Genomic DNA, 24,113 nt, shown 5'->3' on the forward strand with positions numbered 1-24,113 from the left:
TCTCCTCGCCCGTGAGGTTGCCATGACACCCAGCCCTAAGAACAGCCAGATGCCGCTTAGCGCTTCGCCGCACGACGACTTCACCTACGATCTGCTGGTCATCGGCTCCGGTCCCGGCGGGCAGCGCGCGGCGATTCAGGCGGCCAAACTTGGCAAGAAGGTGGCAGTGGTGGAGCGCAAGGCGGTGATCGGCGGCGTGTGCATCAATACCGGCACCATTCCCTCCAAGACCTTTCGCGAGGCGATCATGCACCTCAGCGGCTACAACGAGCGCGGCCTCTACGGCTCTTCCTACGCCGTCAAAGACGACATCACCGTGCAAGACCTCTTGCTCAGAACCTCCAGCGTGATGTCGCACGAACTCGACGTGGTGCGCAACCAGCTGCACCGCAACCGCATCGAGAGCATCAACGCCGAAGCCTCGTTCATGGGGCCGCATACCGTACGCCTGCGCGACGTGCGCGGTCACGGCGACGGCTGGCGCGACGTGACGGCCCGCCACATCGTGATCGGGGTGGGCACCAAAGCGGCGCGCGATCCCAAGATTCCCTTCGACGGCCAGCGCATCATCATCAGCGATGACATTCTCGATCTGCGCGAGTTGCCACGCACCGTGACGGTTATTGGCGGCGGCGTCATCGGCTGCGAGTACGCCAGCATGTTCGCCGCGCTGGGCGTGCGCGTGACCCTCATCGACAAGCGCCCGAGATTGCTGGAATTCGTGGACCACGAGATCACCGACGTGCTGGCCTACCAGATGCGCCAGAACCGCATGACCCTGCGGCTGGGCGAAGCGGTCAAGGCGGTGGAGCCGTTTGCGGATCAACTGGGGCAGCGCGTGAAAGTGACGCTGGCCAGTGGCAAGGAAATCGTCAGCGACATGGTCCTGTATGCGATTGGCCGGGTGGGGGCCACCGACAAACTCAACCTGGAAGCAGCAGGCCTGAGCGCCGACGAGCGGGGCCGTATTACCGTCAACGGGCACTACCAGACAGGTGCGGGGCACATCTACGCGGTGGGCGACGTTATCGGTTTTCCCAGCCTGGCCTCAGTGAGCATGGAGCAGGGGAGATTGGCGGCCTGCCACGCTTTCGGGGTGCCGACCCAGAGCGTGCCGGAACTGTTTCCCTACGGCATCTACACCATCCCTGAGATCAGTACGGTGGGCAAGAACGAGGAAGAGCTGACGGCGGCGGGCGTGCCGTACGAGATCGGCAAGGCCCAGTACCGTGAGATTGCGCGCGGCCAGATCATCGGTGACGAGCAGGGCACCTTGAAGTTGATCTTTCACCTCGACACCCGCGAACTGCTGGGCGTGCATATCATCGGCACCGGGGCCAGCGAACTCATTCACATCGGGCAGGCGGTGATGGCCTTCGGCGGCACGGTGGACTACTTCGTGAACACGGTCTTCAATTATCCGACCCTGGCTGAGTGCTACAAGACCGCCGCCTTCGACGGCATCAACCGCCTGGGCAGCGCGCCGCTGCTGGAGCCGAAGCTCGAACCGGCCAAAGAAGTGGGGGAAGTGGTTTAAGGCCATGTTGCGGTTCCTGCTCACCGTCCTGATGCTTACACCTGCGTTGGCCGCCGAGGTGCGGGTGCCGGGCAGCAACGTGTTCTACGCCGTGTCCAAGGACGCCCAGGGCCACAACAGCAGTGCCATTTTTCTGGATGAACTGTACACCGACACCAGCAAGAGTTATCTCAGCCTGCGCTGCATCGGCGGGGGCTATCTGGCGAGTCTGAGCACCAAGTTCGAGCTGTTCAGTGCCGGGCAGCGCTCCAGTCTGGACCGGCTCTACACCGTGACCTATCAGGTGGGCGCGGCCAGGCCAGCCAAAGTCAGGACGCTGCGCGCGTTCGAGGTCGGCGGGCAGCTCAACCGCTCGGCCCTGACCTTCCTCGACCCCAGCGCCAACGCCATGATCGCCAGCGGCCTGAGCGCCGGAAAAACGATGCGCCTGAACATCGTGCCGCTGGCCGGGGCCGTGCTGAGCGCGCCACTGAATTACACCTTTCCAGCCAGCGGCTTTGCGGCGGCGGCCCAAGCAGTGAACGGCTGCCGGTAAAGTAGGTTCGTTCGGCTTGCTGGATATGCTGGTTGTCGGCCGGTATCCGCTCGAAGCGCCTGACTTTTGAAGCTCTGGGCGGCAGGGTCAATTCGCTGAAACTGAGCCGCAGCGCTTCGTGACGCGTCTGGCCAAAGGCGCGCTCGGCCGCCGGATTCCGCTCGCCCCCCACGGTGTCCTGATCGGTAGCGCTAGATAATGCAGTCCAGTGAGGCTTGCAGCATGGGGCTGGGGCTGGCCGCTGTGAAAAAAGGAGATAAGGTCAGCGAGGAACGGGCAGCCTGACTTGGCCTACCAGTCACCGCCGGGGAAATCCGTAGAATGCGGCCAAGTACAACTGGAGGCCTGCATGAAGGAGACCAATCATCTCGGTAAGCGGCGCAAGATCATCGACGGTTTCGAGAAAGTGACTGGAAGTGCTCAGTACACTGCCGATGTCTCGCTGGCGGGCATGGTCCACGCCCGCCCGGTGCTCTCGCTGTACCCGCATGCGCGGATTAGCACCATTGATGCCGAGGCGGCTCTGGCCATGCCCGGTGTCATCGCCGTGCTGACCGGGCACGACCTCAACCGGGGCCGGGCTGCTCCCTCGCGCTCGCGGATGATCCTGGCTGAAGGCGAAGTGATGTTCGCCGGACAGCCGGTGGCCGTCGTGGTGGCCGACAGCGAGGCCCGGGCCGCCGATGCCGCCGCGCTGCTGGACATCGACTATGAGGTGCTGGAGAGCGTGGACGACGCTGAGCAGGCCATGACGGATGACCTGTTGGTCTGGCCGCACGGTGCGCCCAGCGCCGACGGCAGCATGGCCAGCCTCCACGGCGGCGAGGCAGGCGGGCAGGAAGCCCAGAAGGCGTCCAATATCGATCAGCAGCGCGTGTTTGAGCGTGGAGACGCCCGCGCTGCACTGGAAAGCGCCCACGTGGTGATCGACCGCCACTACAGCAACGCCTGGGTCCACCAGGCTTACCTGGAGCCGCACGCCGTCGTCGCGCAGCCGGGCGTCCGCCCTGGGCAGGTCACGGTGTACACCAGCACCCAGGGCCAGTACACCGTTCGCAGTGAAGTCGCTGGAGCCCTGGGCCTGCGCGAGCGAGACGTGCGGATCGAACCGATGACCGTCGGCGGCGGCTTTGGAGCCAAGTACGGCATCCTCGACGCGCTGGTGGCCGCCGTGGCGATGCATCTGCGCCGCCCGGTCCGGATGGTGCTCTCGCGCTCGGAAGACATGCTCACCACCATGCCCGCGCCCGGCATCACCACCCACGTCCGCCTGGGGGCCGACGCGGCAGGTAAACTCACCGCGCTCGACGTGCGGGCCGTGATTGAGAATGGCTTGTTCAGCTTTGGACACGCCGGCATCATCGCCACCGTGATCGGCGGAATGTACCGCTGCGAGAACGTGAGGATCGAGACGTTCGAAGTGGTGACCCACCGCGCACCGACAGGTGCTTACCGCGCTCCCGGCGTGCCGCAGGCCCTCTTCGCGCTCGAATCGAGCATTGACGAGTTGTCGCGCCAGTTGCAGCAGGACCCGCTCGAACTGCGTTACCTCAATGCCGTCGAGACCGGCGACCTCACCGGCACCGGGCAGCCCTGGCCGGATATCGGCCTCAAGGCCTGCCTGGACCGTGCCCGCCAGCATCCCATCTGGCGCTCGCGCGGCCAAGTACCCGGCGAGGGCGTAGGGCTGGCCATCGGCGGCTGGCCCGGCGCTTTCTCACCGGCTGGGGCGGTGTGCCGGGTCGATACCGACGGCACCGTGCGGCTGCATGTCGGCAGCGTGGACATCAGCGGTGTTCACTCTTCGATGGTGCTAATCGCCGCCGAAACGCTCGGCGTCGAACCTGAGGCGGTGGAGATCGTACAGGGCACCACCGACAGCGGCCCGTATGCGCCGGGTTCGGGCGGCTCACAGGTCACCATCAGCCTGGGCGGCGCGGTGCTTGACGCCAGTGAGCAGGTGCGCGATCAGTTGGTCGACCTGGCCGCTGTTCAATTCGAAGCGCACCGCGAGGACATCGAACTCGTAGGTGGGCAGGCACGGGTGAAGGGGGTGCCGGGCATGTCGGTGGGCATCGGGCAACTGGCGCAGCGCGCCCAGCGTCAGGCTGGCGGCCCCGGCCCGGTCGTGGCCGAGGGGCGCGCCGCCATCAAAGCCGGCGCGCCGGGCTTCATCGTGCAATTTGTGCGGGTCCATGTCGATCCCGACACGGCCCTGGTGACGCCGCTGGAGGCGGTGGCGATTCAGGACGTCGGCTTCGCGCTCAACCCCATGCTGGTCGAGGGACAGATGCAGGGCGGCATGGCCCAGGGCCTGAGCATCGGCCTGTATGAGGGCCTGGCGTTTTCCGGTGGCACCCTGACCAACCCGAACTTTCTTGAGTACGTCTTTCCCCGCGCCGACAACCTGCCGCCGATCGAAGCGGTCATCGTCGAGCAGCCCTCGGCCAACGGTCCCTTCGGAGCGCGCATCGTGGGTGAGCCGCCGATCACGGCGGGGGCCGCCGCCGTCGCCAACGCCATCCGTGACGCGACCGGCGTGCGCGTCACGCAACTCCCTGTTGCGACTGAAGCCCTCTGGCGGTTGATGCAGGCTTCCCCGAACTGAGCAGCGCCCCGGAGGTGCTCGCCTGGGCACCGACCCGAGAAGTGCTTCACGACTTGCTGGAGCGCTGGTGCGCGGCCAGCACCCGCTCGATGCGCCGGTCGGGCACGACCCACATCAGCGCCACGCCGATCAGAATCAGACCGCTGAGCCACACGCCGGGCAGTCCCAGCAGCGGACTGAAACTGGCGACGATGTACGCGCCCGTCGAGAGCTTTTCCCTGAGGCCGCCTTCCACCGCGTCGGCCAGCAGCGTGTTGCTGGGGTCGGCGCGCATGATCGCTTGCTGAAGCAGCGCAAAGGCCACGCCGCACATCAGCAGGTCGACCGAGTAGACGCTCATGGGCACGGCGGAAAAATGACTTTCGCCTGCCCAGGCCGTTAGGATCGGCAGCAGCGAGAGCCAGAACAGCAGGTGCAGATTGGCCCACATCACCGAGCCGCTGATGCGTTTGACGGTCACGAGCAGGTGATGGTGGTTGTTCCAGTAGATGCCGACATACACGAAGCTGATGACGTATGCCAGGAATTTGGCCCAGTCGCTGAACAGATCGCTGAGCTGATGGCCTTCTGGCGCTTTGAGTTCCAGCACCATGATGGTGATGATGATGGCCAGCACGCCGTCGGAAAAGGCTTCAAGTCTGGATTTGTTCATGTCCTCGTGACCTCAGCCTTGGCATCGGGGTATTTGGTACCGAGCGGCGCCATTTTCTGCCCGCTGCGCCGCACAGTAGCATGCCAGCCGCCCGGCAAAGCGCGCACCTGAAATGCACCTCAGATAAAGACTGGCTGTGCCGAGGATCAACGCCAAACGAAGGTCAGTTCAAGGAGGGGGCGGACGATGTTCAGGTGGCTCAGGGCAAATCAGGCGGCCCAGGCGGCAGCTTGAAGGCAGGAGCGCGAGGTGGTCCGTATGGACGCCTTGAGCGCTCAAAGGAGTGTTCATGTCAACATTTTTGAAGTCTGCTGTTCTCACCGCTTCGCTGCTGCTTTCACTGTCTGCTGCCCAGGCCGGGGGCGCGGGGATGCCCATGCCGCCGAGCGTGTCTACCGCCCAGACGACCAACAACCCCGACGTGCTGTTTATGGACGTGGCGACCATGAGCAACCTGGCCGAGATCGCCACCTCGAAGCTGGCGCTGCAAAAGAGCAGCGACGCCTCGGTGCGCGCCTTCGCCCAGCAGATGATCACCGATCACACCAAGGCCCAGGCTGAACTTGCCCAGCTCGCCGCCAGCAAGGGCATCAAGCTGGCCGACAAGCCGGGAGCCGATCAGCGCCTCCAGTCCGACAAGCTCGCCACGCTCTCGGGCGCGGCCTTTGACGCCATGTACAAGATGGTGCAGGTGGGTGGCCACCAGATGACCCTCGATCTGATCAAGACCTACCGCACCATCGGCAAGGACGTCCAGGCGCTGGCGTATGCCGCCAAGATTCAGCCGGTGGTGGCGATGCACCTGGACATGGCGAAGGCACTGCCAGGTCAGTAAGCTTTCCCCTGCCGACTTTTGCACCACGACAACGAAGCGCCCCGCCGATTTGGTTCACTGGCGGGGCACTTTCGTTTGTGGGCCGGGTTTTAAGCCGCTCCGACCTTCTTGGCGATGATGCCCTCAATGTACTTGACCACGCTCTGAAGTGGCACGCGGCCCAGCACGTCTTCCAGAAAAGCGGTGACCAGCATCTTCTCGGCCTGCTCCTCTCGGATGCCGCGCGATTTCAGGAAGAACAGCTGCTCCTGATCGACGGGGCCGGTGGTAGAGCCGTGCGAGCAGCGCACATCGTTGGCATTGATCTCGAGCTGCGGCACGCTGAAGTTCTGCGCCTCGCTCGACAGCATCAGGGTGCGGTGCTTCTGGTAGGCGTCTGTTTTCTGTGCCCCCAGGTCGACCTTGATCATGCCGGAGAACACCCCTACGCTCCGGTCGTCGCTGACGCCCTTGTAGAGCAGATCGCTGTGGGCGTTGGCAGCGGCGTGATGCTGGAGGGTGTAGTGGTCGAAGTGCTGGTCCTCGTTGGCGAAGTAAAGTGCCAGCATCTCGGAGTCGCTGCCCTGGCCGCGCAGATAGCTCTGCATCTCGGTGCGGGAGAGCGTGCCCCCCATGGTGACCACCAGCGAGTTGAGGACGGCGTCCTTGCCCACGTCGCCGCGCTGGCGCTGGATGTGGGTCACGCCCTTGCCCCAGTTCTGAATCGAGACGTAGCGCAGTTGCGCGCCGTCCTTGACGACCAGCTCCACCGCGCCGATGGCGTAGGTGCCGGGCAGATCTTCGCTGTCTTGCTCGTCGATAAAAGTCACGCGGGCGTTTTCCTCGGCCACCACCAGGGTGCGGGTGGCGGTGAAAGTTCCAGCCTCGCTCATGACCCGGAACGACCCCAGCGGCAGGGCCACTTCCACGCCGCGCGGCACGTACACGAAGGCCCCATTGGTCCACAGGGCCGCCGCCATGGCGCTGAACTTGCCCTCGCTGGGATCGGGCGACTTGCTGGGCGTGGTGCCGGGCGCGGCGATGGTGGTGTCGTCGGGCACCTCGGCGGGCACCACGCTGTAGAGGTACTGCTGCACCTTGTCGGGGTACTGCTCCAGCGCCGACTTGAGATCCGTGAAGATGACCCCCTTCTCGGTCAGCTCGGCGGGCAGCTCGGTGCGGTACACCACGTCGGGGCCGTCGAGCACCAGGAACGCGCCCACGTCGGTGCTGCTCAAGCGCTCCTGCACACTTTTGGGCAGCGCCGAAACGTCATGGACGGCCTCGCGCTTGGGGTGTGGGTTGAGCTTGCCGAAATCGATGACGACCTGGGTGTACTTCCAGGCTTCTACACCGCTGTGCGGCACTTCCAGGGTGTCGAAGAGATCGAAGCTCTGCTTGCGCTTGGCGGTCAGCCAGTCGGGGCCAGTGTGCTGGGCGAGGTGGTCGCTAAGAGGTTGGGTCATATGGTCTCCAGATCAATTGAGCGGCTGGCTCAGCCGAAAAACGATTCGACTTCCAGCAAGAAGCCGCCAGGTGTATTGAAGTAAAACGTCAGGCGCCCATTGTTTTCGTGCGGCTCGGGAATGCTGAATCCGGCGCTCACGAGTTGCTGGTGCATATCGCGCACCTGCTGAGGCGTGTCCTGCATGAAACCGATGTGGAACACCTTGGGGTACTGTACGTCGTTGGCCCTGAACACCGAGATCAGCGAACCCGCGTCGTCGCGCATGAAGGCCATGCGGTCGTTCATTGGCATGCCGCCGCCCGCAGGCATGAAGCCGAAGTGGTCCTGAAAGAGGGCCACCGTTGCGGGAACGTCAGTGACGCCGAGGTTGATGTGGTTGAGTTTCAAATGGACTCCTGCCTATCTTTGGTCTGGGTGGAGACCTGGCACTGGCTGTGTGCGTCGTCCATGACGCTTCAAACCCCGTAACTGGCTTTCGAACGCGCCAGAGTACCGGGCCTCAGAAAAGGACGGCCCGGCCCCTGCAAAAATCGTTGATACGGTGATTGACAAGGGCCGTGATTTCTTTTCTCAGCCGACCGAGCCTTCCATCTCCAGCTCAATCAGCCGGTTCAGCTCGACGGCATATTCGAGAGGCAATTCCTTAGCGATCGGCTCGATAAAGCCGCGCACGATCAGGCCCGCCGCCTGGTCGCCGGTCAGCCCGCGCGACTGCAAGTACAGAATCTGCTCGTCGTTGATCTTACTGACGGTGGCTTCGTGACCCACGCGGGCGGTCTTTTCCTCGATCTCGATGTAGGGGTAGGTGTCGGTGCGGGCTTCCTCATCGAGCAGCAGGGCGTCGCACTCCACGTTGGTCTTGGCGTTGCGGGCACCCTCATAGATCTTGACCAGACCACGGTAGCTGCTGCGGCCCGAGTCCTTACTGATCGACTTGCTGACGATGCTGCCCGAGGTGTTGGGCGCGAAGTGAACGATCTTGCCGCCCGCGTCCTGGTGCTGGCCGCGTCCGGCCATCGCGATGCTCAGAATCTCGCCGCGCGCACCGTCTTCGAGCAGGTAGCAGGCCGGGTACTTCATGGTGACCTTGCTGCCCAGGTTGCCGTCCACCCATTCCATCACGCCGTTGCCGTAGACGGCGGCGCGCTGGGTGACGAGGTTGTAGACGTTGTGGCTCCAGTTCTGGATGGTGGAGTAGCGGAAGCGCGCGCCCTCCTTGACCACGATCTCGATGACGCCCGAGTGGAAGCTGTCGGAGTTGTACGCGGGAGCGGTGCAGCCCTCGATGTAGTGCGCCTGAGCGCCCTCGTCGATGATGATCAGGGTGCGCTCGAACTGGCCTGAACTCTCGGCGTTGATGCGGAAGTAGGTCTGGAGTGGGATGTCCACCTTGACGCCCTTGGGCACGTACACGAAGCTGCCGCCTGACCACACCGCGCTGTTGACGGCGGCGAACTTGTTATCCTCCGGCGGCACGATGGTGGCGAAGTGCTCGCGGAAGAGATCGGGGTACTGGCGCAGGCCGTCCTCGATGCTCAGGAAGACCACGCCCAGCTTTTCCCATTCCTCTTTGAGGTTGTGGTACACCATCTCGGATTCGTACTGGGCGCCCACGCCCGCCAGTGCGGCCCGCTCGGCCTCAGGAATGCCCAGGCGCTCGAAGGTCTTCTTCACATCGTCGGGCACGTCGTCCCAGCTGCGGGCATTCATGCCTTCGGGCTTGATGTAGTAGTAGATCTCGTCGAGGTTCAAGCCGCTGAGGTCCGCGCCCCAGGTGGGCATCGGCTTGCTGTAGAAGATGTCGAGCGCCTTGAGCCGGAAGTCGAGCATCCACTGCGGCTCGTCCTTGGCCTTGCTGATCATCTCGACGACCTCGCGCGACAGGCCCCGGGGAGCCTTGAACGCGTACTTCTCGGGGTTGCTCCAGCCGTACTCGTAGTCGGTGCTGATGTCTTTGACTTCAGGATTGATGGTCATGATTGCTCCTTCGGAGGCAAATCTGAGGGGCTAAAGATCAAAGGGGCCAGGAGCTGAATAAGCGGTCCAGGCGGTTCCGACCTCTTCCGTGAGCCTGCTGTCACGGGTGCTGAGGTGGACGCTGGCTCAGGCTGTCGCCAGTTCCTTGACCCAGTCGTAGCCCTCGGTGTCCAGCTTCTGTGCGAGTTCGGGGCCGCCGGACTGCACGACCTTGCCGTCCACGATGATGTGCACCTTGTCCGGCACGATGTAATCCAGCAGGCGCTGGTAGTGGGTGATGATCAGCCCGCCGAGGCCGGGGCCGCGCATACTGTTGACCCCGCGCGCCACGATCTTCAAGGCGTCCACGTCGAGGCCCGAATCGGTCTCGTCCATGATGATGTAGCTCGGATCGAGCATCAACATCTGGAGAATCTCGTTGCGCTTTTTCTCGCCGCCGGAAAAGCCCGCGTTGAGGTAGCGCTCGACGATGCTCTCGTCCCATTCCAGGGTCTTGAGGGCAGCCAGCAGTTTGCCGTAGAACTCGGTGAAGCTGACTTCCTCGCCCTCGGCCTTGCGGGCCTGCATGGCCAGGCGCAGGAAGTTGGCGATGGTCACGCCGGGAATCTCGACCGGGTACTGGAAGGCCAGGAACACGCCCAGGCGGGCGCGCTCGTCGGGTTCCATCTCCAGGATGTTCACGCCGTCGACCAGCACCTCGCCTCCGGTCACGGTGTACTCGGGGTCGCCGACGATGACTTTGGCCAGGGTGCTCTTGCCGTTGCCGTTCGGCCCCATGACCGCGTGCAACTCGCCGCGCGGCACAATCAAGTTGATGCCCTTGAGAATCGGCAAATCGCCGACGCTGGCGTGGAGGTCGCGGATCTCGATTTGGTGGGGGCTGGGCTGGGTGGTCTTGGGCTGGGGATCAGGTGAGGTCATGGGCGCTCCTGTCAGGCTGAATTGGGCTGCTCTTAGGAATGATTCCTACTTACTGGCCCATTCTAGCGGGTTTACCCCCCTAAAGTCGAGTGGTTTACTGCGGATTTGCCCAGCCCCGGAGCTGAGCGCCGCCTGCCCAAGATGAGCTGCATGGAGAATTCTTCACGCTTGCCATAGACGGCCATGCTAAGAGGTGGAGGGTGAATGTCCTCTCGCTGATTCAGGCTGCCGGGCCGCTGCTGTGGGTGCTGCTGGCCCTGTCCCTCTACACCGTCTACCTGATCGTGCTGCGCGTGACCGAACTCTCGCGGCTCGGGCAGGACTCCTCGACCTTGATCGAGCGCACGCGGGCCACCACCGCCGAGTCGGGTGCGGCGGCGGCACTGGCCGAGATCGATTATTCGGGCCTCCAGACGCCCACCGCCAACGTGCTGCGGGCGGGCCTGGCGCGGTCCGACCGGGGCATCGACGCCGCCCAGGCCGCCATGAACGGCGCGATTTTGCAGGAAGATGCCCGGCTCTATGCGGGCATCAGTGCGCTCGGTACGGTGGCCCAGATCGCGCCGCTGTTGGGTCTGCTCGGCACCGTCATCGGCATGGTCCGGTCGTTCATCGTGTTCTCGCAGACCACCTCGCCCACGCCCGCGCAGCTCGCCACCGGCATCAGCGAGGCACTGATCAACACGGCGGGCGGACTGATCGTGGCGATCATCGCCTACGTGGCCCGCAACGCCCTGCGCGCCCGCGCCGACCGCATCGCAGCGGGAGCTGAGCGGGTGCGAGAGGAGTTGCCTGCCTGGCTCAGCGCACCCATCGCGCCGGTCCTGGCGCGCGCGGCCCCGGTTCGCTTGGCGGCGGGTCAGGCTGAGGCCATCGCTCCGCTGGAATTCAGCTTCGAGAGCAGCGCCAAGCCGTGAGACGCCGATTTCAGGAAGAGCAGTCGCTCACCTTCGATTTCGCGCCGATGGTGGACATCGTGCTGCTGCTGCTGATTTTCTTCTTTCTGACCAGCAACCTCAACGCCCGCCAGAACGCCCTGCCACTCGATTTGCCGCGCGCTTCGCAAACGGTGCAGCAGACTCCCGATTTGCCGGTGGTCAGCCTGGAGAAATCCGGCAAGGTGTATCTCAACGGCAAGGAAACCACCCTGACCAAGCTCGGCGGCCAGCTCAAACCGCTGCTGCGGGTCTCGGGCGGCGTGGTGGGCCTCAGGGCCGACGAGAAGGGCAATTATGGTGGCGTGGTGCAAGTGATGGACGTCATCAAGAAGGCGGGCGGCGAGCGGCTGGCGCTGGGCACCCGCAGCGGGAGCAAGTAACGCCGTGACGATTTCCTTGCTTTGTTCGCCGCCGGTTCTTCCGCAGTTCACGGTGCGCTTCAGGAGCCTGCCATGACTGCCTCGCTGCCGCCCCAGGGCCGTCCGAACCGCAACCGTCCACCCCCGGTCACCCCCGGCCAACCGAATTCGAACAACACCGACCGGGCGCGGGCGCTGGGCGTCACCCTGATCGTTCACGCGGCTTTGCTGCTGGGCATTCTGGCGCTGCGGCCCACGGCATCCAGCCGCCTGCCGAGTCCAGCTGACCTGAGTCGCGCGCCGCTGGAAGTGGTGACGCTCGCCCCGGAAGTGCAGCCCACGCCCACCCTGCCGGTGACGCCGCCCGCCACGCCACCGAAAGTCCAGCCGGTCAAGCCGGTGACCACGCCGAAAGCGCCACTCAAGACCCAGGTGTTGCCGCCCGAACCGCCCAAACCGGTTCCCCCGAAGGTCGAGCCAGTGAAGGTGACGCCCACGCCTGCTGTACCCAAACCAGTGGTGCCCACACCAGCGGTACCCAGGCCCACCACGCCGCCGAAGGTGGCCCCACAGCGCTCGGCCCAGCCGCAGACTGCCGCGCCGAGAGTGCCGGTGGCCCCCACGCCCGCACCGACCCCCTCTGAGACGACCCGCAGCGCACCCACCCGGACGCCGACCCCGGCCACGCCCACCCGGTCCGAAACAGCCCAAACGCAACCCGCTCAAACGCCGACCACCCAGTCGCCCAGCACTCAGCCGCCAACCAATCAGCCGCAACCTGTCGAACCGACCCCCGCTGCGGCCCAGCCCAGTGAAACGCCCACGCCGCAGGCCCAGCTCACCCCGCCTGATCCGGCCCCCTCTACCTCGACACCGCAGACCGACCCCACGCCGCAGGCTACCCTCACCGAACCGGCCCGCGTGCCAACCGACCAGCCGACCGACACGCCGACGCCGACCACTACGCCCGTCACAGCCCAGCCCGCTCAGGTGGAAACGCCTATCGCCGCCGCGCCCACCAGCCGCCAGTCGCAGGCCAACGCTGCCGCGCCGGACGCGCCTGCTCCGGCACTTCCCACACCGCCCGCTGCGCCCGCGCCCGATCCGTCGCCGATCACGTCGCTGCCCCGGCGCGAAGACGCCGCCGCGCCCAGCCAGCAAGCCGAGTCGGCACGCGGCGGCGGCGCGGCAGGCGACCCCGGTGCTCAGGCGGCGGCTCCGGCCCGCCGTCCGGCCAGTTCCGCCAACACTGCGGCCAACGCCGCCAGCAGTGAAATCGCCCAGGCAGCTCCCCGGCCCGGGGCGGCGGCCACCGCCGCGCCCGCGCCCGCCGCCCCGGTGTCACCGCGTCCGGAGATTTCGGCCAGCGACATTCCCGCCGCCCCGGCCCGCAGCACCAGCCCGGTGGCGACCCAGCCGAGCGAAACACCGTCCCAGAGTCCGGCCCCGTCGCGCGGCAGCAGTGGGGGAGCGGCCGCGTCGGCTCCGGCGGCCGAAACGGTTGCCCGGCCACGCGGCAACGCCAGCGCTGCGGCGGGCAGCCAGGCCACCCCGGAAGCGACCCGGCCCATCGGCGGCAGCAGTCAGGGAGCAGCCACCGGCGGCAATCCGGCGGCGGCCCGCCCGGCTGCCGGGTCAGGGGCCAACGCGGGCGAACCGGGCCGGGCCGAGGCCGTCACGCCAGCGGGGGGCAGCGGTGCGGGCACGGCCAACACCCCCGGCGCAGACAGCGCGGCCCCGGTGCGCGGCACGCCCGGCAGCAACGGCGTGAGCGCCGACGCCCCCGCTGCTCCCCGCGAGTCGGCAGGCGGCAGCACCGGCAGCGGTGCGGGCGGCAGCCCTGCTGTGGGTGAGGTGGCGGGCCGTCCGGCGGGCGGCAGCAGTGGCGGGGGCCGCACAGGTGCGCCGCAGCCGCAGGGCGATGCCCAGGGCCGCCAGACCGGCAGCAACCCCGATACGGCGGGTGGCGGCTCCGGCGAGACTGCGGGCCTCAGCGGCGGCGGGGCCAGGGCCACCGGCGCGGGCGGCACGGGAGCGGGCAGCGAGAACAAGGCGCTGCTGTGCACCGTCGCCATTGACGTCCGCGGCCTTGACTCACGCTTTGAGCGGGCGCAGACCAGTTTCGTGTTCGACAGCGCCGGAAACCAGCTCTGGCCCGACGCTGCCCTTATCAAAGGGGTCAGCTCTCAGATCGTCAACGAGGGCAACCTGCACACCTACATCACCACCGAAGGCGAGCTGGACGGGTTTCAGAACGTGACCCGCATCAAGGCGGCCAGGGTGCAGGCCACCAAGTTCTCGCCCAAGAGCAACTACATCACCGACTCGGTCCTCGACGCGGCGGGGACGGCGGCGTTCAGGGCTGCCGGGCAGGCTTGCCGTCTGGTCTACCTCAAGAGCTGACCTTACCCGGCCTGTCCGGATTCGAGCCAGCCTCAGCGCGTCAGTTCTGCGTCATTCGCAGGCATTAGATATCGAAAGTAACTTCAGTCTTCAGCACGTCACAGTGAGGTTCTCCATGCGAAAAACGTCCCTCGGTCTGGTTCTGCTCACCATTCTTACCTCCGGCCCGGCACTGGCCTGGGTGCCCAAGCTCGAAGACCAGAGCGCTAAAACGGTCATCGACAGCGCCTACGGTCGCCGGGCCACCGTGCCCACCTTCTCGACCCTCGACCTGAGCGTGGACGGCGGCAAGTTCAAAGCGCCGGACGGCAGCGTCAAGGTGTTTGACGGCGGCGACACCTGCCTCAGCAGCTGGCTGAGCGCGCCGGGCGACTACGGCCAGGGCAGCCGGGTCGCCAGCTTGACCCTCAGCGGCCAGGCCGATCAACTGCTGTATCAGGCCCAGGACGCCCGCGACAACTTCAAGAACCTGAGTGTGGCTGACGCCCTCAAGGCGTTTGGGGCCGGGTATCTGCCGAGCGCCGACAACGGCTACGGCTCGAAAATCGTGGCGACACCTGCCGGGGCCACTACACCGGCGGCGCAGAGCGGCTCACTGGCTCTGCCCGACGGCCAGCTGCGCATCGACATCGCCGTGAAGGGCTTGGACGACTTGCAGCAGCGCAGCGCCTACCAGGTGCGGCTCAAGGGACCCGACGGCAAGTTGCTGGCTCCCACCCGCTTCAGTTTCGTCAACGACTGGAAGGCCGCAGACGGCGGCAAGCAGGCCGGAACGCTGGTGTATTACTTCGAGCCGCTCAAGGCGGGCCTCAACGCCAACGACAAGATCGATCTGCTGCTGCGCAACGAGCAGGGCAGCTGCGCCTACGATTTCATTCTGGACCTGAGCAAGTTCAGCTGAGTTGAGTTTCGCCCCACATCCAGCCAGCCGCCTTCTTCCAGGGCGGCTGGTGTTCGTTGGCGCGGCTTGAGCTTCCCTTCAGCACCCGGCCCCGGCCCCAGCGCAAAGTGAAGGGTATGAAGGCAAGCGAATGAAGGTGTATATCGGCACGGGCGGCTACACCAACGACGACTGGATCGGTGAGAACCTGCTGTATCCGCCCGGCACCAAACAGACCGACTTTCTGAGCGTCTACGCCCAGCATTTCGACGCTGTCGAACTCAACAGCAGCTTCTACGGCATTCCCGGTCTCAAGGCCTTCGAGGGAATGGCGCGCAGATCGGCGGGGCGCACCCGCTTTGCCGTCAAGCTCAACAAGGTGTTCACCCACGACCGCGCGCCCCAGGACAGCGATTTTGACCGAATGCTGCAAAGTCCCCAGCCGCTGCGCGAGGCCGGGGTGATGGGGCCGTATCTGGCGCAGTTTCCCTACAGTTTTCACCGCACGCCGGGCAACCGCACTTACCTGCGCGAACTGGCCGAGCGCTTTGCCGGGCACGAGCTGGCCGTGGAGTTTCGTCACCAGGGCTGGGACCGGCCCGAGGTCCGAGACGGCCTGCGCGAATTCGGCCTGATCTGGGTCAGCCCCGATTACCCGCCGGTCGCGGGTGTGCCGGAACCGACGCTGCACCTCACGGCCCCGGTGGCGTATTTGCGGCTGCATGGGCGCAACAGCGGCAACTGGTGGAGCGGCGAGAGCGCCGCCGAGCGCCACGATTACCGCTACCAGCAAGCCGAGATGGACGAGTGGGCCGACAAGATCGCCTTCGTGGACGGCGAGGTGGACGAGCTGTACGTGTTCTTCGAGAACACCACCAAGGGGCACGCCCTCAAGAACATCCCGATGCTGCGCCAGGCCCTCAACGCGCGCGGTATTCCGGTCAGTGCGCCTGACCCACGCTCGCCGTCGCTGTCCGGCGACTTGTTCTGAATGTGGTCAGGACGTTTACCAATTGCCTGTCTGACCTGAAGTGAGTGTTCACCGTCGTGCTCATGGGTTCCTGACCCGAGCGGCGGTCAGGTCGCAGACAGAAGCGTCCCAGACGCGATTGACCTGACTGCCTACTGTGTTTCCGAGTCTGCACACTTTCAGACCATGAGAGTCAGATTGACGGCGGCTGGGTTTCGTGTCGGGAGCACAGCCGGTACGGTGGACCTGTTCGTGCCGGGGCCATGTCCCGGTCATCGCATGTCAGGCACCTCACACTTCGAGCAGGCATTCAGGGAGAAGACCAATGACCAATCGTGACTTTTTATCGCACCGGCTGAGCTGGCCTGGCGTTTTTGCCGGTCTGGCGGTGGGCCTGGTCGTTCAACTCACCCTCATCGCGCTGGGAACCGCTATCACGGCGCTGACTGGCATCACTCTGTCGGGCGTCGGCATCGCTGCCGTCATCTGGCTGGCCATCAGCGTGCTGGTGGCCGCCTACCTGGCGGGTCTGGTCGCGGTGCGGGCCAGTGCGCCGTCTACCGTCGAAGGCACGCCGGGCATCGCGTCCATGACCAAAGACGACGCTACCCTGACCGGCCTGGTGACCGGCAGCTTGCTGGTGCTACTTGGTACTTTGCTCGGCTATAACGCCCTGAGCACCGCGACCGGCGCGGCCACCAGCGCGCTCGGCAGCCTCGCCAGCGGCATCCCGGCGCTGGCCGGAGCCGCCTCGGCAGGCGCGCAGCAAGCCGCCCAGACCTCACAGGGCCAGGACATCGTCGCGGGCTTCGGCCAGTCGGACGTGGAGAACCTGATCGCGCAGGCCAGCCCCGACCTCAACCAGCAGCAGGTGAGCGCGGCGGGCAACGTGGTGACGGGCATCGTGCGCCGCGCCGCCAACGACCTGGGCGATCTGACCAGCGTTAACAACATCGGTGACTTTGTCACCAAGCGCGTGGACAACATCAAAAAGGCCCTGACCGGCGATCAGTTCGTGACCCGCTTGCAGCGCCAGGGCCTGACCCAGCCGCAGGCCGCCGAGGTGCAGACCTCGATCAACCAGGGCATCGAGGCCGCCCAGAAGCAGGCCGCCGATACCGCCGCCGCCACCGAGCGCATCGCCCGCAACACCGCCAACACGGCAGGCTGGGGCTGGCTGCTGGCCGCGGGCCTGACTCTGCTGCTGGCGATCACCGGCGCGCGTAATGCCGCCAGCGGTGGCCGCACCGTGACGTCTGAGGTGGGCCGCCGCTAAGCCCCACGTCCTCTCTCAGCGCAGGCTCTCGGGCCTGCGCTTTTTGTGGCCTGTTGGCGTTTGGCGTGCCCTCACCGCACAATGGCGGCATGAGACGCAACATCGGCGGCACCTCGCCCTGGGAAGCGCAGGTGGGGTATTCGCGGGCCGTGCGGGTGGGCCAGCACGTCAGCGTGGCTGGAACCACCGCAATGGTGGACGGCAAGGTCGTCTGCCAGGGCGACCCGGCGGGCCAGACCCGCGTGGTGCTGGAAATCATTCGGGCCGCTCTGGAGGAAGCCGGAGCCAGTCTGTCGGACGTGGTCCGCACCCGCCTGTATATAACCGATATGGCCGACTGGCAGGCAGTCGGTCAGGTTCACGCCGAGGTCTTCGGGCAGATTCGCCCCGCCGCGACGCTGGTGCAGGTGGCCGCCCTGATCGACCCCCGCCACCTGATCGAGATCGAGGCCGACGCCATCGTGCAAACAGAGAATCTATGAGTGCCCGGCTGGGTCTGGGGCTGGCGGCGCTGGGACGGCCCGGCTACATCAACCTCGGGCACGCCGGGGATTTCGCGGCGGGCCGCAGCGTGGCCGATCTGCGCGCCCGCAGCCACGCGCTGCTTGATCTCGCCTGGGCCGCTGAGCTGCGCTGGCTGGATGTGGCCCGCTCCTACGGCCTGGCTGAGCAGTTTCTGGGCGAATGGCTGGCTCAACACCCAGAGCGCCGCTCACAACTGACTGTTAGCTCCAAGTGGGGCTACACCTACGTGGCCGACTGGCGCAGCGACGCCGAGCAGCACGAGGTCAAGGACCACTCGCCCGCCACCTTCGACCGGCAGTGGCCCGAAACCCTGGCGGCGCTGGGCAGCCCGCCGGATCTGTACCTGATTCACAGCGTTACACCGGACAGCCCGGCCCTCGGCGACGCGGCACTGCTGGACCGGCTCTCGGCATTGGCCGAACAGGGCGTGACAGTGGGCCTGTCGGTCAGCGGTCCCCGGCAGGCCGATACCATTCGCGCTGCGCTGGCGCTGAGCTGGCCCTTCGCGGCGGTGCAGGCCACCTGGAATGTGTTGGAACCGTCTGCCGGGGCGGCGCTCGCCGAGGCCAGGGCGGCTGGCTGGCAGGTGGTGATCAAGGAGGCGCTGGCCAATGGGCGGCTGACCGGGCGCGGCGATGTTCCCGGCCTCAAGGATCTGAGTGCAGAACTCGGTGCCGTGCCCGACGCGCTGGCGTTGGCCGTCGCCCTGGCGCGTCCCTGGGCCGATGTGGTGCTCAGCGGCGCGAGCACCCGCGCCCAGCTGGAGAGCAACCTGGGAGCGGTCAGGCTGATGGGCGCTGACATGGCGGACCTGACCGGGCTGGCTGAAGCGCCCGAACGCTATTGGTCTACGCGGGCCGGGCTGGCCTGGAATTGACACCCCTGGGCACTTTCTCTATACTCCCTGAGCCTGACTTTTGAAGGAAGGCCAGTGTAGCTCAGTGGTAGAGCAGCTGATTCGTAATCAGCAGGTCATCGGTTCAAGTCCGATCTCTGGCTCCAGAACAGTTTTGCCGAATATAAGCCCGCCCTGCGCGGGTTTTTTCGTTTTCGGCGCTCAGTACTGATCTACCCGCCCTCTACTCTTCGGGGCCCTGCGCTTCCAGCAACAGGGCTGAGCCGCCACGCACAAAGGCGTCGAGGGCCTCGGCCAACGCGCCAGGCTGCTCTGGGGGCAGCAGCATGACCCGCAGCGCCACGCTGTCGAGTAACTGGGTGAGCAGCATCAGCAGGTAAGGTGAGCGCCGCACGGCGGGCCGCAGCCGCGCCAGCCGGGCGGCCAGTTCATCGAGGAACGCCAGCCTGCGGCGCTGAAAGGCCGGGCCACCGCCGCAATGCAGCAGTGAAAGGGTCGCGCGCTCGCCCACCAGAAAGGTCAAGAGCGACGAATACAGCTGCGGCGGCAGGTGCTGGGGCAGCGGTGAGGTCGCCGGGGGCAGCAGCCGCGCGAGCTGCTCCTCCAGCCCAGCCCAGAATGCCTGGAGCCGCTCGCTGAGCAGCACGTCGAGCACCGCTTCAGGCGAGGCGAAATAGGTATACATGGTGGGCCGCGAGACGTGCAGCAGCTGGGCTAGATCCGTCATGGTGACGGCCTCGAAGCCGCGTGACACGAACAGTTCGGCGGCAGCGTCTAGAATCTGCCGCCGTCGGTCTTCGGCGGCCAGACGTTTGTGAAGGATGGGAGCGATCATGGTGACAGTTTAACAAAAAGTTGACGCTGCGTCATTTGACGCCCTGTCTACTTGACACAACGTCAACAAGGCAGCAGACTGAGCGGCAGCCGGGCATACTGACCGCCCATCTCCCGAGGAACGCCATGAATAATCAAACGCCCGATGCTGTCCGCCTTTCGCCGCTGCGCCGTCTGAGGCAGGATTTCAGTGCCCTGACGCCCAGCGAACGCCGACTGTGGCGAGCGCCGATCATGTGGGCGGCGGCCCTGGCGATCCTGCTGATTCCGGTCATCTACGTCTCGGTGTATCTGGCGAGCGTCTGGGACCCCTACGGCAACCTGAGTAAGCTGCCCGCCGCATTGGTCAATGCCGACGCGGGCACCACCTTCCAGGGGCAGCGCTATGACCTCGGGGCGCGGCTGGTCAAGACCCTGCACGACGATCCGCCGGTCAAGTTCGTGGCGTATCCCAGTGAGGCGGCGGCCCAGGCAGCAGTGCGCCGGGGCGAGGTGTATTTTGCGCTGAGTATTCCCGCCGACTTCAGCCGCAAGGCGCTGGCCGGAAGCAGCACCGAGCATGGCCTGCTGCACCTCTACAGCGCCGAGGGCACCAGCTATTTTGCCAGCCGGGTCAGCGCCTCGGTGACAGACAAGGTGGCCGCTGGCCTGAATGTCAGCTTGGGCGACAGCCGCTGGGACAAGGTGCAAAAGGCGCTGGTGAAGGTGGAGCAGGGCTTCGGGGACATTCGCAGCGCAGCGGGGCAGCTCAGGGACGGCGCGGATCAACTGGTGGACGGCAGCACCAAGCTCAGCGGCGGGGCCAGCCGCCTGGCCGCGGGTACCCTCAGCGCGGCCAGCGGCGGCCAGCAACTCGCCCAGGGCGCACATGACCTGTCGGGTGGGATGGGGCAGTTGACCAGCGGCGTGGCACGGCTCTCTGGAGGTGTCAGGCAGCTCAGCGCCGCTGCGCCCGGCCCGGCGCAGCTCAAGCCGCTGCAAGAAGGGGCCGCCGTGCTTGGGCAGGGGAGTGACCAATTGGCTGGTGGGATGAAGCAGCTCAGTGCGGGCGCGGACAAGCTGGCGGCCAGCAGCGCTCAGCTCACGGGCGGGGCCGAGCATCTGAGCACGGGGGCCGGACAACTGGCGGCGGGCCTGCCCAAACTCGGTGATAGTGCGGGCCAACTCCAGCAGGGTGCGGCTGCCCTTTCTGGCGGCGCCGGGCAGCTCGCGGGCGGGCTGAAGCAGCTCGGCGGCGGCGCTCAGCAACTGGCGGCCAGCAGCAAAACCCTGGCAGCGGGAGCTGGGCAGGTCAACGGCGGCGCTCAGCAACTGGCCCAGGGCTTGCCGACCCTGACCAGCGGTCTGGGTGAGCTCCAGACCGGCGTGGGCACGCTGACCAAGGGAGTCGGGCAGCTCGGCCAGTCTGTCGCTGAGTTGAAGGCGGGCGTGCCCGACGCGCCGACCCTGGCTCCCGTCAAGGCGGGCCTCCAGCAACTTCAGGACGGGGCCAGCCAGCTTCAGAGCGGCAGCGGTGATCTGGCCGCCAAGCTCGGCACGGCGGCGGACGCCGCCCAGAAACTCAGTGCCGGGGCCACCACACTGGCGGCGGGCACGGCGAAGCTGAACGCGGGCGGCCAGCAACTTCAGGCGGGCGCGGCGACCCTGGCCCAGGAGACGGCCCAGGCCCAAGCCGCCGCCGCGACACTGGCGACCGGCACGGCGACGCTGGCCGAGAAAAGTGGCGGGCTGCAAAGCGGCGCGCAGCAGCTCAGCGAAGGAGCGACCACCCTGGCGACTGGTGCGGCCAAACTCGCAACGGGCAGTCAGCAGCTTCGGCAAGGCGCAGCAACGTTGGCGCAGAAGACCGGCGAGGCCCGCAGCGGCGCGCAGAAGCTGGCGACTGGTGCGGCCTCGCTCGGCGGCGGGCTGGAGACCCTGGTGGCGGGCAATCTCAAGCTCAAGTCGGCGCTGGGCAGCATCGAGGATCAGCTTCCGGCCCAGTCGGGCCTGAACAAGCTCAGCGGCGGAGCCAGCACCCTGGCCCGGAAGAGCGGCGACCTCGCCAGCGGCCTGGAGCAGCTCGGCAGCAGCGCGCAGGCGCTGGCGACGGGGGCCAGCGCTGTCAGTGGCGGCAGCGTCAAACTGCGCGACGGCCTGGAAAAGCTGTACGCGAAGATTCCCACCCATGTCCAGCAGCTCGGCGGCGATCCGCAGGGCTTGTCGGCCAGCGTGCTGGTGGTGTCGCAAAAGGCGGCCAGGGTCGCCAACAACGGCACCGCCTTCGCGCCCTACTTCATCACGCTCAGCTTGTGGGTCGGCTGCACGCTGACCACCTTCATCTTCCCGTTCCTGCTGATTCCCGAGAGTGGTCGCCGCAGCGGGCAGGCCGCCAGGGTGCTGCGCAAGTTTGCGGTGCCGGGTGTGTACGTGGTGGCGCAGGCGCTGGTGGTGGTGCTGGGCATTCACCTGCTGGGCACCCCGTTTCTGCACCCGGTGCTGGTCGTCTGCACGGCGGTGGCGTCCAGCCTGACCTTCATGCTGCTGGTGCTGGCGCTCAACCTGCTGCTGGGCGCGGCGGGGCGGCTGCTGGCGCTGGTCTTGCTGGTGGTGCAATTGGCGGCCAGCGGCGGTACCTACCCGGTGGAGCTGTCATCGCCGTTTTTCCAGGTGCTGCACGCGGTCGTGCCGGTCACCGACGCCATCAATGCCATGCGCTTTGCCCTGTTCGGTAGCTATGACGGGCAGTACGGGCTGTTCATGATGCGGCTGGGCGCGGTGGCGCTCATCAGCCTCGCCGTGGCGCTGCTCAGCCGCCGCCGCTGGCTCTACGTGTCCGACGAACGCTTCCGCTCGCCTTTGCTCTCGGATGTGGGCTGAGGAGTCGGAGGCGTAAAAAGGCGTTGCTGGGCTGTGCCTTGACTTGCACACCTCAGCGCCGCGCTGCTCTAGCGTATCGGCATGCCCACCTCCCCGTTTGCCCAACTGATCGTGATGGGCGTGTCCGGCTCCGGCAAGACCACCCTGGGGCAAGAGCTGGCAGCGTACTACGGCTGTCCGTTTCTGGACGCCGACGACCTCCACACGCCCGACGCCAAAGCCAAGATGGCGCGCGGCGAGGGCCTGACCGACGCCGACCGCGCGCCCTGGCTGGCCCGCCTGAGGGACGCCCTGGACGAGCACGCCGCCGGGGGCGTGGTGCTGGCCTGCTCGGCCCTCAAGGCCAGCTACCGCGCGGTGCTGTGCGGCCCGCAGACCGGCTTCGTGTACCTGAACGTGCCGCACGATGTGCTGCGCTCCCGGCTGGAAGCGCGCCAGGGCAGTTATGCCAAGGTCTCGCTGCTGCCCAGCCAGCTCGCTGCCCTGGAAGAACCCGCCCCGGATGAGGCCATCACCGTGCAGGTTGGGGCCGACGAAACGCCCGATCTGGTGCTGGCCGACGCCCTGCGCCAACTGGACGGAAAGCGTGGCGGGTAAATCTGCTGCCGTGAAGCCGATGGGCGGCGGCAAGAAGCCCTCCGAGCGGCCCCAGAAACTCTGCCCGGTGTGTGGCCGCCCGTTTGCCTGGCGCAAGAAGTGGGAGCGCGACTGGGACACGGTCATATACTGCTCGGACCGGTGCCGGGCGCAGGGGCGCAATCCGTGACCCGTTCCGAATCCACCCCGCCCGCCTTCGGCCTGGTCTGCATGACGCTGGGCCCGGAGCTGCGCTTCCGGACCATCACCCTCAAGCGCTACCGCTCGCTGGACGCGCTGGAGCGGTACCCGGCCCTGCGCGCCCTCTACGCGGCCAACACCGCCACGCTGACCAGCGCCGCCGCCTACTGCACGGCGCGCGGCATCCGGCTCTTCCGGATGTCGGCCGCCCTCTACCCGATGCTTGACCTCGTGGACGATCCCACCGGAAGAGCGGTGCTCGACGAACTCGCGCCCGAACTGGCGGCGGTGGGGCGGGCCTTTCATGAGGCGGGCGTGCGGGTGCTGATTCATCCAGACCAGTACATCGTGCTCAACTCCGAGCGGGCCGAGGTGCGCGTCAGCAGCCTGCACCAGTTTGTGACGCACGCCGACGTGCTCGACCGGCTGGGCTTCGAGCGCAGTCCGTGGCACTGCATGATCCTGCACGGCGGCAAGGGGGGCCGCGCCGACGTACTGGCCGACGTGATTCGCGATCTGCCCGACGCGGCGCGGTTGCGGCTGGCACTGGAAAACGACGAGCGCGCCTACAGCCCCGCCGAGCTGCTGCCAGTGTGTCAGGCCACCGGCACGCCGCTTGTCTTCGACGCGCATCACCATGTCGTTCACGACAAGCTGGAGGGGCAGGAGGACCCCAGTGTGCGTGAATGGGTGCTGACGGCGCGGGCCACCTGGACGCCGCCCGGGTGGCAGGTCGTTCACCTCAGTAACGGTATCGAGGGACCGCAGGACCGCCGCCACAGTCACCTGATCACCAACGTGCCCAGCGCCTACTTTGACGTGCCCTGGATCGAGGTGGAGGCCAAGGGCAAGGAGGAAGCGGTGCTGGCGCTGATCGTGGGACAGAACCTGCGTTCCTAAGGTCGCTGCCACAGGGCCTGTCGG

General features: G+C 66.5%; 22 protein-coding genes and 1 tRNA gene. 17 read left to right on the forward strand and 6 right to left on the reverse strand.

Annotation, left to right across the window (positions count from 1 at the left end):
- The first annotated feature begins 22 nt into the window (after positions 1–22).
- The 3 genes from sthA to GUI70_RS12325 all read left to right on the forward strand — a co-directional run bounded on the left by sthA (position 23) and on the right by GUI70_RS12325 (position 4,680).
- The gene (gene sthA, locus GUI70_RS12315; protein ID WP_237724876.1) at positions 23–1,537 is read left to right on the forward strand and encodes a Si-specific NAD(P)(+) transhydrogenase; all 1,515 of its coding nucleotides are present in this window, start codon (positions 23–25) and stop codon (positions 1,535–1,537) included.
- A gap of 4 nt (positions 1,538–1,541) precedes the next feature.
- On the forward strand, positions 1,542–2,072 hold the full coding sequence (locus GUI70_RS12320; protein ID WP_161882615.1) for a hypothetical protein: 531 nt from the start codon (positions 1,542–1,544) through the stop codon (positions 2,070–2,072).
- Positions 2,073–2,421: 349 nt separating this feature from the next.
- Positions 2,422–4,680 carry a xanthine dehydrogenase family protein molybdopterin-binding subunit gene (locus GUI70_RS12325; RefSeq protein ID WP_161882616.1) on the forward strand — a complete coding sequence of 753 codons (2,259 nt, stop codon included), beginning with the start codon at positions 2,422–2,424 and terminating at the stop codon, positions 4,678–4,680.
- Between the two features lie 46 nt (positions 4,681–4,726).
- Here the strand turns inward: GUI70_RS12325 and GUI70_RS12330 are convergent, their stop codons facing one another.
- Positions 4,727–5,332, reverse strand: coding sequence for a TMEM175 family protein (locus tag GUI70_RS12330; RefSeq protein ID WP_161882617.1), 606 nt, complete (start codon positions 5,330–5,332; stop codon positions 4,727–4,729).
- A gap of 289 nt (positions 5,333–5,621) precedes the next feature.
- Between GUI70_RS12330 and GUI70_RS12335 the strand changes: the two genes are divergently transcribed.
- Positions 5,622–6,167 (forward strand): DUF4142 domain-containing protein, encoded by a 546-nt coding sequence (locus tag GUI70_RS12335; protein ID WP_161882618.1) that lies wholly within the window; start codon positions 5,622–5,624, stop codon positions 6,165–6,167.
- A gap of 89 nt (positions 6,168–6,256) precedes the next feature.
- On the opposite strand, the gene sufD is transcribed toward GUI70_RS12335, so the two are convergent.
- From sufD to sufC, 4 genes are all read right to left on the reverse strand, one after another.
- Positions 6,257–7,612 (reverse strand): Fe-S cluster assembly protein SufD, encoded by a 1,356-nt coding sequence (gene sufD / locus GUI70_RS12340; protein WP_161882619.1) that lies wholly within the window; start codon positions 7,610–7,612, stop codon positions 6,257–6,259.
- 29 nt (positions 7,613–7,641) lie between these two features.
- Complete coding sequence (locus GUI70_RS12345; protein ID WP_161882620.1) at positions 7,642–8,001, reverse strand: VOC family protein; 360 nt, start codon at positions 7,999–8,001, stop codon at positions 7,642–7,644.
- Between the two features lie 183 nt (positions 8,002–8,184).
- Complete coding sequence (gene sufB / locus GUI70_RS12350; protein WP_161882621.1) at positions 8,185–9,591, reverse strand: Fe-S cluster assembly protein SufB; 1,407 nt, start codon at positions 9,589–9,591, stop codon at positions 8,185–8,187.
- Positions 9,592–9,717: 126 nt separating this feature from the next.
- Positions 9,718–10,512 carry a Fe-S cluster assembly ATPase SufC gene (gene sufC / locus GUI70_RS12355; protein ID WP_161882622.1) on the reverse strand — a complete coding sequence of 265 codons (795 nt, stop codon included), beginning with the start codon at positions 10,510–10,512 and terminating at the stop codon, positions 9,718–9,720.
- 200 nt (positions 10,513–10,712) lie between these two features.
- On the opposite strand from sufC, the gene GUI70_RS12360 reads away from it, so the two are divergent.
- From GUI70_RS12360 to GUI70_RS12400, 9 genes are all read left to right on the forward strand, one after another.
- On the forward strand, positions 10,713–11,429 hold the full coding sequence (locus tag GUI70_RS12360) for a MotA/TolQ/ExbB proton channel family protein (protein ID WP_161882623.1): 717 nt from the start codon (positions 10,713–10,715) through the stop codon (positions 11,427–11,429).
- Positions 11,426–11,830: an ExbD/TolR family protein gene (locus tag GUI70_RS12365; RefSeq protein ID WP_161882624.1), complete on the forward strand. Its 405-nt coding sequence runs from the start codon at positions 11,426–11,428 to the stop codon at positions 11,828–11,830. Before GUI70_RS12360 ends, GUI70_RS12365 begins: the two co-directional genes overlap by 4 nt.
- Positions 11,831–11,902: 72 nt before the next feature.
- On the forward strand, positions 11,903–14,212 hold the full coding sequence (locus tag GUI70_RS12370) for a hypothetical protein (RefSeq protein ID WP_161882625.1): 2,310 nt from the start codon (positions 11,903–11,905) through the stop codon (positions 14,210–14,212).
- Positions 14,213–14,327: 115 nt separating this feature from the next.
- Positions 14,328–15,113, forward strand: a complete 786-nt coding sequence (locus GUI70_RS12375) for a hypothetical protein (RefSeq protein WP_161882626.1) — start codon at positions 14,328–14,330, stop codon at positions 15,111–15,113.
- Between the two features lie 130 nt (positions 15,114–15,243).
- The gene (locus tag GUI70_RS12380) at positions 15,244–16,083 is read left to right on the forward strand and encodes a DUF72 domain-containing protein (protein ID WP_161882627.1); all 840 of its coding nucleotides are present in this window, start codon (positions 15,244–15,246) and stop codon (positions 16,081–16,083) included.
- Between the two features lie 304 nt (positions 16,084–16,387).
- Positions 16,388–17,338: a hypothetical protein gene (locus GUI70_RS12385; RefSeq protein WP_161882628.1), complete on the forward strand. Its 951-nt coding sequence runs from the start codon at positions 16,388–16,390 to the stop codon at positions 17,336–17,338.
- 89 nt (positions 17,339–17,427) lie between these two features.
- A complete protein-coding gene (locus tag GUI70_RS12390) occupies positions 17,428–17,820 on the forward strand; it encodes a RidA family protein (protein ID WP_161882629.1) in 393 nt (130 codons plus the stop codon).
- Positions 17,817–18,740 (forward strand): aldo/keto reductase, encoded by a 924-nt coding sequence (locus tag GUI70_RS12395; protein WP_161882630.1) that lies wholly within the window; start codon positions 17,817–17,819, stop codon positions 18,738–18,740. The genes GUI70_RS12390 and GUI70_RS12395 overlap by 4 nt, the downstream gene beginning before the upstream one ends.
- A gap of 50 nt (positions 18,741–18,790) precedes the next feature.
- Positions 18,791–18,865 (forward strand) — tRNA-Thr (locus GUI70_RS12400).
- Positions 18,866–18,942: 77 nt separating this feature from the next.
- Here the strand turns inward: GUI70_RS12400 and GUI70_RS12405 are convergent.
- Positions 18,943–19,554 (reverse strand): TetR/AcrR family transcriptional regulator, encoded by a 612-nt coding sequence (locus GUI70_RS12405; protein ID WP_161882631.1) that lies wholly within the window; start codon positions 19,552–19,554, stop codon positions 18,943–18,945.
- A gap of 125 nt (positions 19,555–19,679) precedes the next feature.
- Between GUI70_RS12405 and GUI70_RS12410 the strand changes: the two genes are divergently transcribed.
- The 4 genes from GUI70_RS12410 (at position 19,680) to uvsE (ending at position 24,089) form a co-directional block, all read left to right on the forward strand.
- Complete coding sequence (locus GUI70_RS12410) at positions 19,680–22,412, forward strand: YhgE/Pip domain-containing protein (RefSeq protein WP_161882632.1); 2,733 nt, start codon at positions 19,680–19,682, stop codon at positions 22,410–22,412.
- Positions 22,413–22,493: 81 nt separating this feature from the next.
- Positions 22,494–23,009: a gluconokinase gene (locus GUI70_RS12415; protein WP_202630469.1), complete on the forward strand. Its 516-nt coding sequence runs from the start codon at positions 22,494–22,496 to the stop codon at positions 23,007–23,009.
- Positions 22,999–23,178, forward strand: coding sequence for a DUF2256 domain-containing protein (locus tag GUI70_RS12420; RefSeq protein ID WP_237724877.1), 180 nt, complete (start codon positions 22,999–23,001; stop codon positions 23,176–23,178). The genes GUI70_RS12415 and GUI70_RS12420 overlap by 11 nt, the downstream gene beginning before the upstream one ends.
- Positions 23,175–24,089 carry a UV DNA damage repair endonuclease UvsE gene (gene uvsE, locus GUI70_RS12425; RefSeq protein WP_272952874.1) on the forward strand — a complete coding sequence of 305 codons (915 nt, stop codon included), beginning with the start codon at positions 23,175–23,177 and terminating at the stop codon, positions 24,087–24,089. The genes GUI70_RS12420 and uvsE overlap by 4 nt, the downstream gene beginning before the upstream one ends.
- Positions 24,090–24,113: the final 24 nt, after the last annotated feature.

Source organism: Deinococcus alpinitundrae, assembly GCF_009982895.1.
Taxonomy (GTDB): Bacteria; Deinococcota; Deinococci; order Deinococcales; family Deinococcaceae; genus Deinococcus; species Deinococcus alpinitundrae.

Coding starts and splice junctions, on each gene's coding strand:
- GUI70_RS12385 (WP_161882628.1), top strand. CDS start 16,388: ATGACCAATCGTGACTTTTTATCGCACCGGCTGAGCTGGCCTGGCGTT.
- GUI70_RS12390 (WP_161882629.1), top strand. CDS start 17,428: ATGAGACGCAACATCGGCGGCACCTCGCCCTGGGAAGCGCAGGTGGGG.
- GUI70_RS12405 (WP_161882631.1), bottom strand. CDS start 19,554: ATGATCGCTCCCATCCTTCACAAACGTCTGGCCGCCGAAGACCGACGG.
- sthA (WP_237724876.1), top strand. CDS start 23: ATGACACCCAGCCCTAAGAACAGCCAGATGCCGCTTAGCGCTTCGCCG.
- GUI70_RS12395 (WP_161882630.1), top strand. CDS start 17,817: ATGAGTGCCCGGCTGGGTCTGGGGCTGGCGGCGCTGGGACGGCCCGGC.
- sufC (WP_161882622.1), bottom strand. CDS start 10,512: ATGACCTCACCTGATCCCCAGCCCAAGACCACCCAGCCCAGCCCCCAC.
- sufB (WP_161882621.1), bottom strand. CDS start 9,591: ATGACCATCAATCCTGAAGTCAAAGACATCAGCACCGACTACGAGTAC.
- GUI70_RS12320 (WP_161882615.1), top strand. CDS start 1,542: ATGTTGCGGTTCCTGCTCACCGTCCTGATGCTTACACCTGCGTTGGCC.
- GUI70_RS12380 (WP_161882627.1), top strand. CDS start 15,244: ATGAAGGTGTATATCGGCACGGGCGGCTACACCAACGACGACTGGATC.
- GUI70_RS12415 (WP_202630469.1), top strand. CDS start 22,494: ATGCCCACCTCCCCGTTTGCCCAACTGATCGTGATGGGCGTGTCCGGC.
- GUI70_RS12375 (WP_161882626.1), top strand. CDS start 14,328: ATGCGAAAAACGTCCCTCGGTCTGGTTCTGCTCACCATTCTTACCTCC.
- GUI70_RS12370 (WP_161882625.1), top strand. CDS start 11,903: ATGACTGCCTCGCTGCCGCCCCAGGGCCGTCCGAACCGCAACCGTCCA.
- GUI70_RS12325 (WP_161882616.1), top strand. CDS start 2,422: ATGAAGGAGACCAATCATCTCGGTAAGCGGCGCAAGATCATCGACGGT.
- sufD (WP_161882619.1), bottom strand. CDS start 7,612: ATGACCCAACCTCTTAGCGACCACCTCGCCCAGCACACTGGCCCCGAC.
- GUI70_RS12330 (WP_161882617.1), bottom strand. CDS start 5,332: ATGAACAAATCCAGACTTGAAGCCTTTTCCGACGGCGTGCTGGCCATC.
- GUI70_RS12410 (WP_161882632.1), top strand. CDS start 19,680: ATGAATAATCAAACGCCCGATGCTGTCCGCCTTTCGCCGCTGCGCCGT.
- GUI70_RS12335 (WP_161882618.1), top strand. CDS start 5,622: ATGTCAACATTTTTGAAGTCTGCTGTTCTCACCGCTTCGCTGCTGCTT.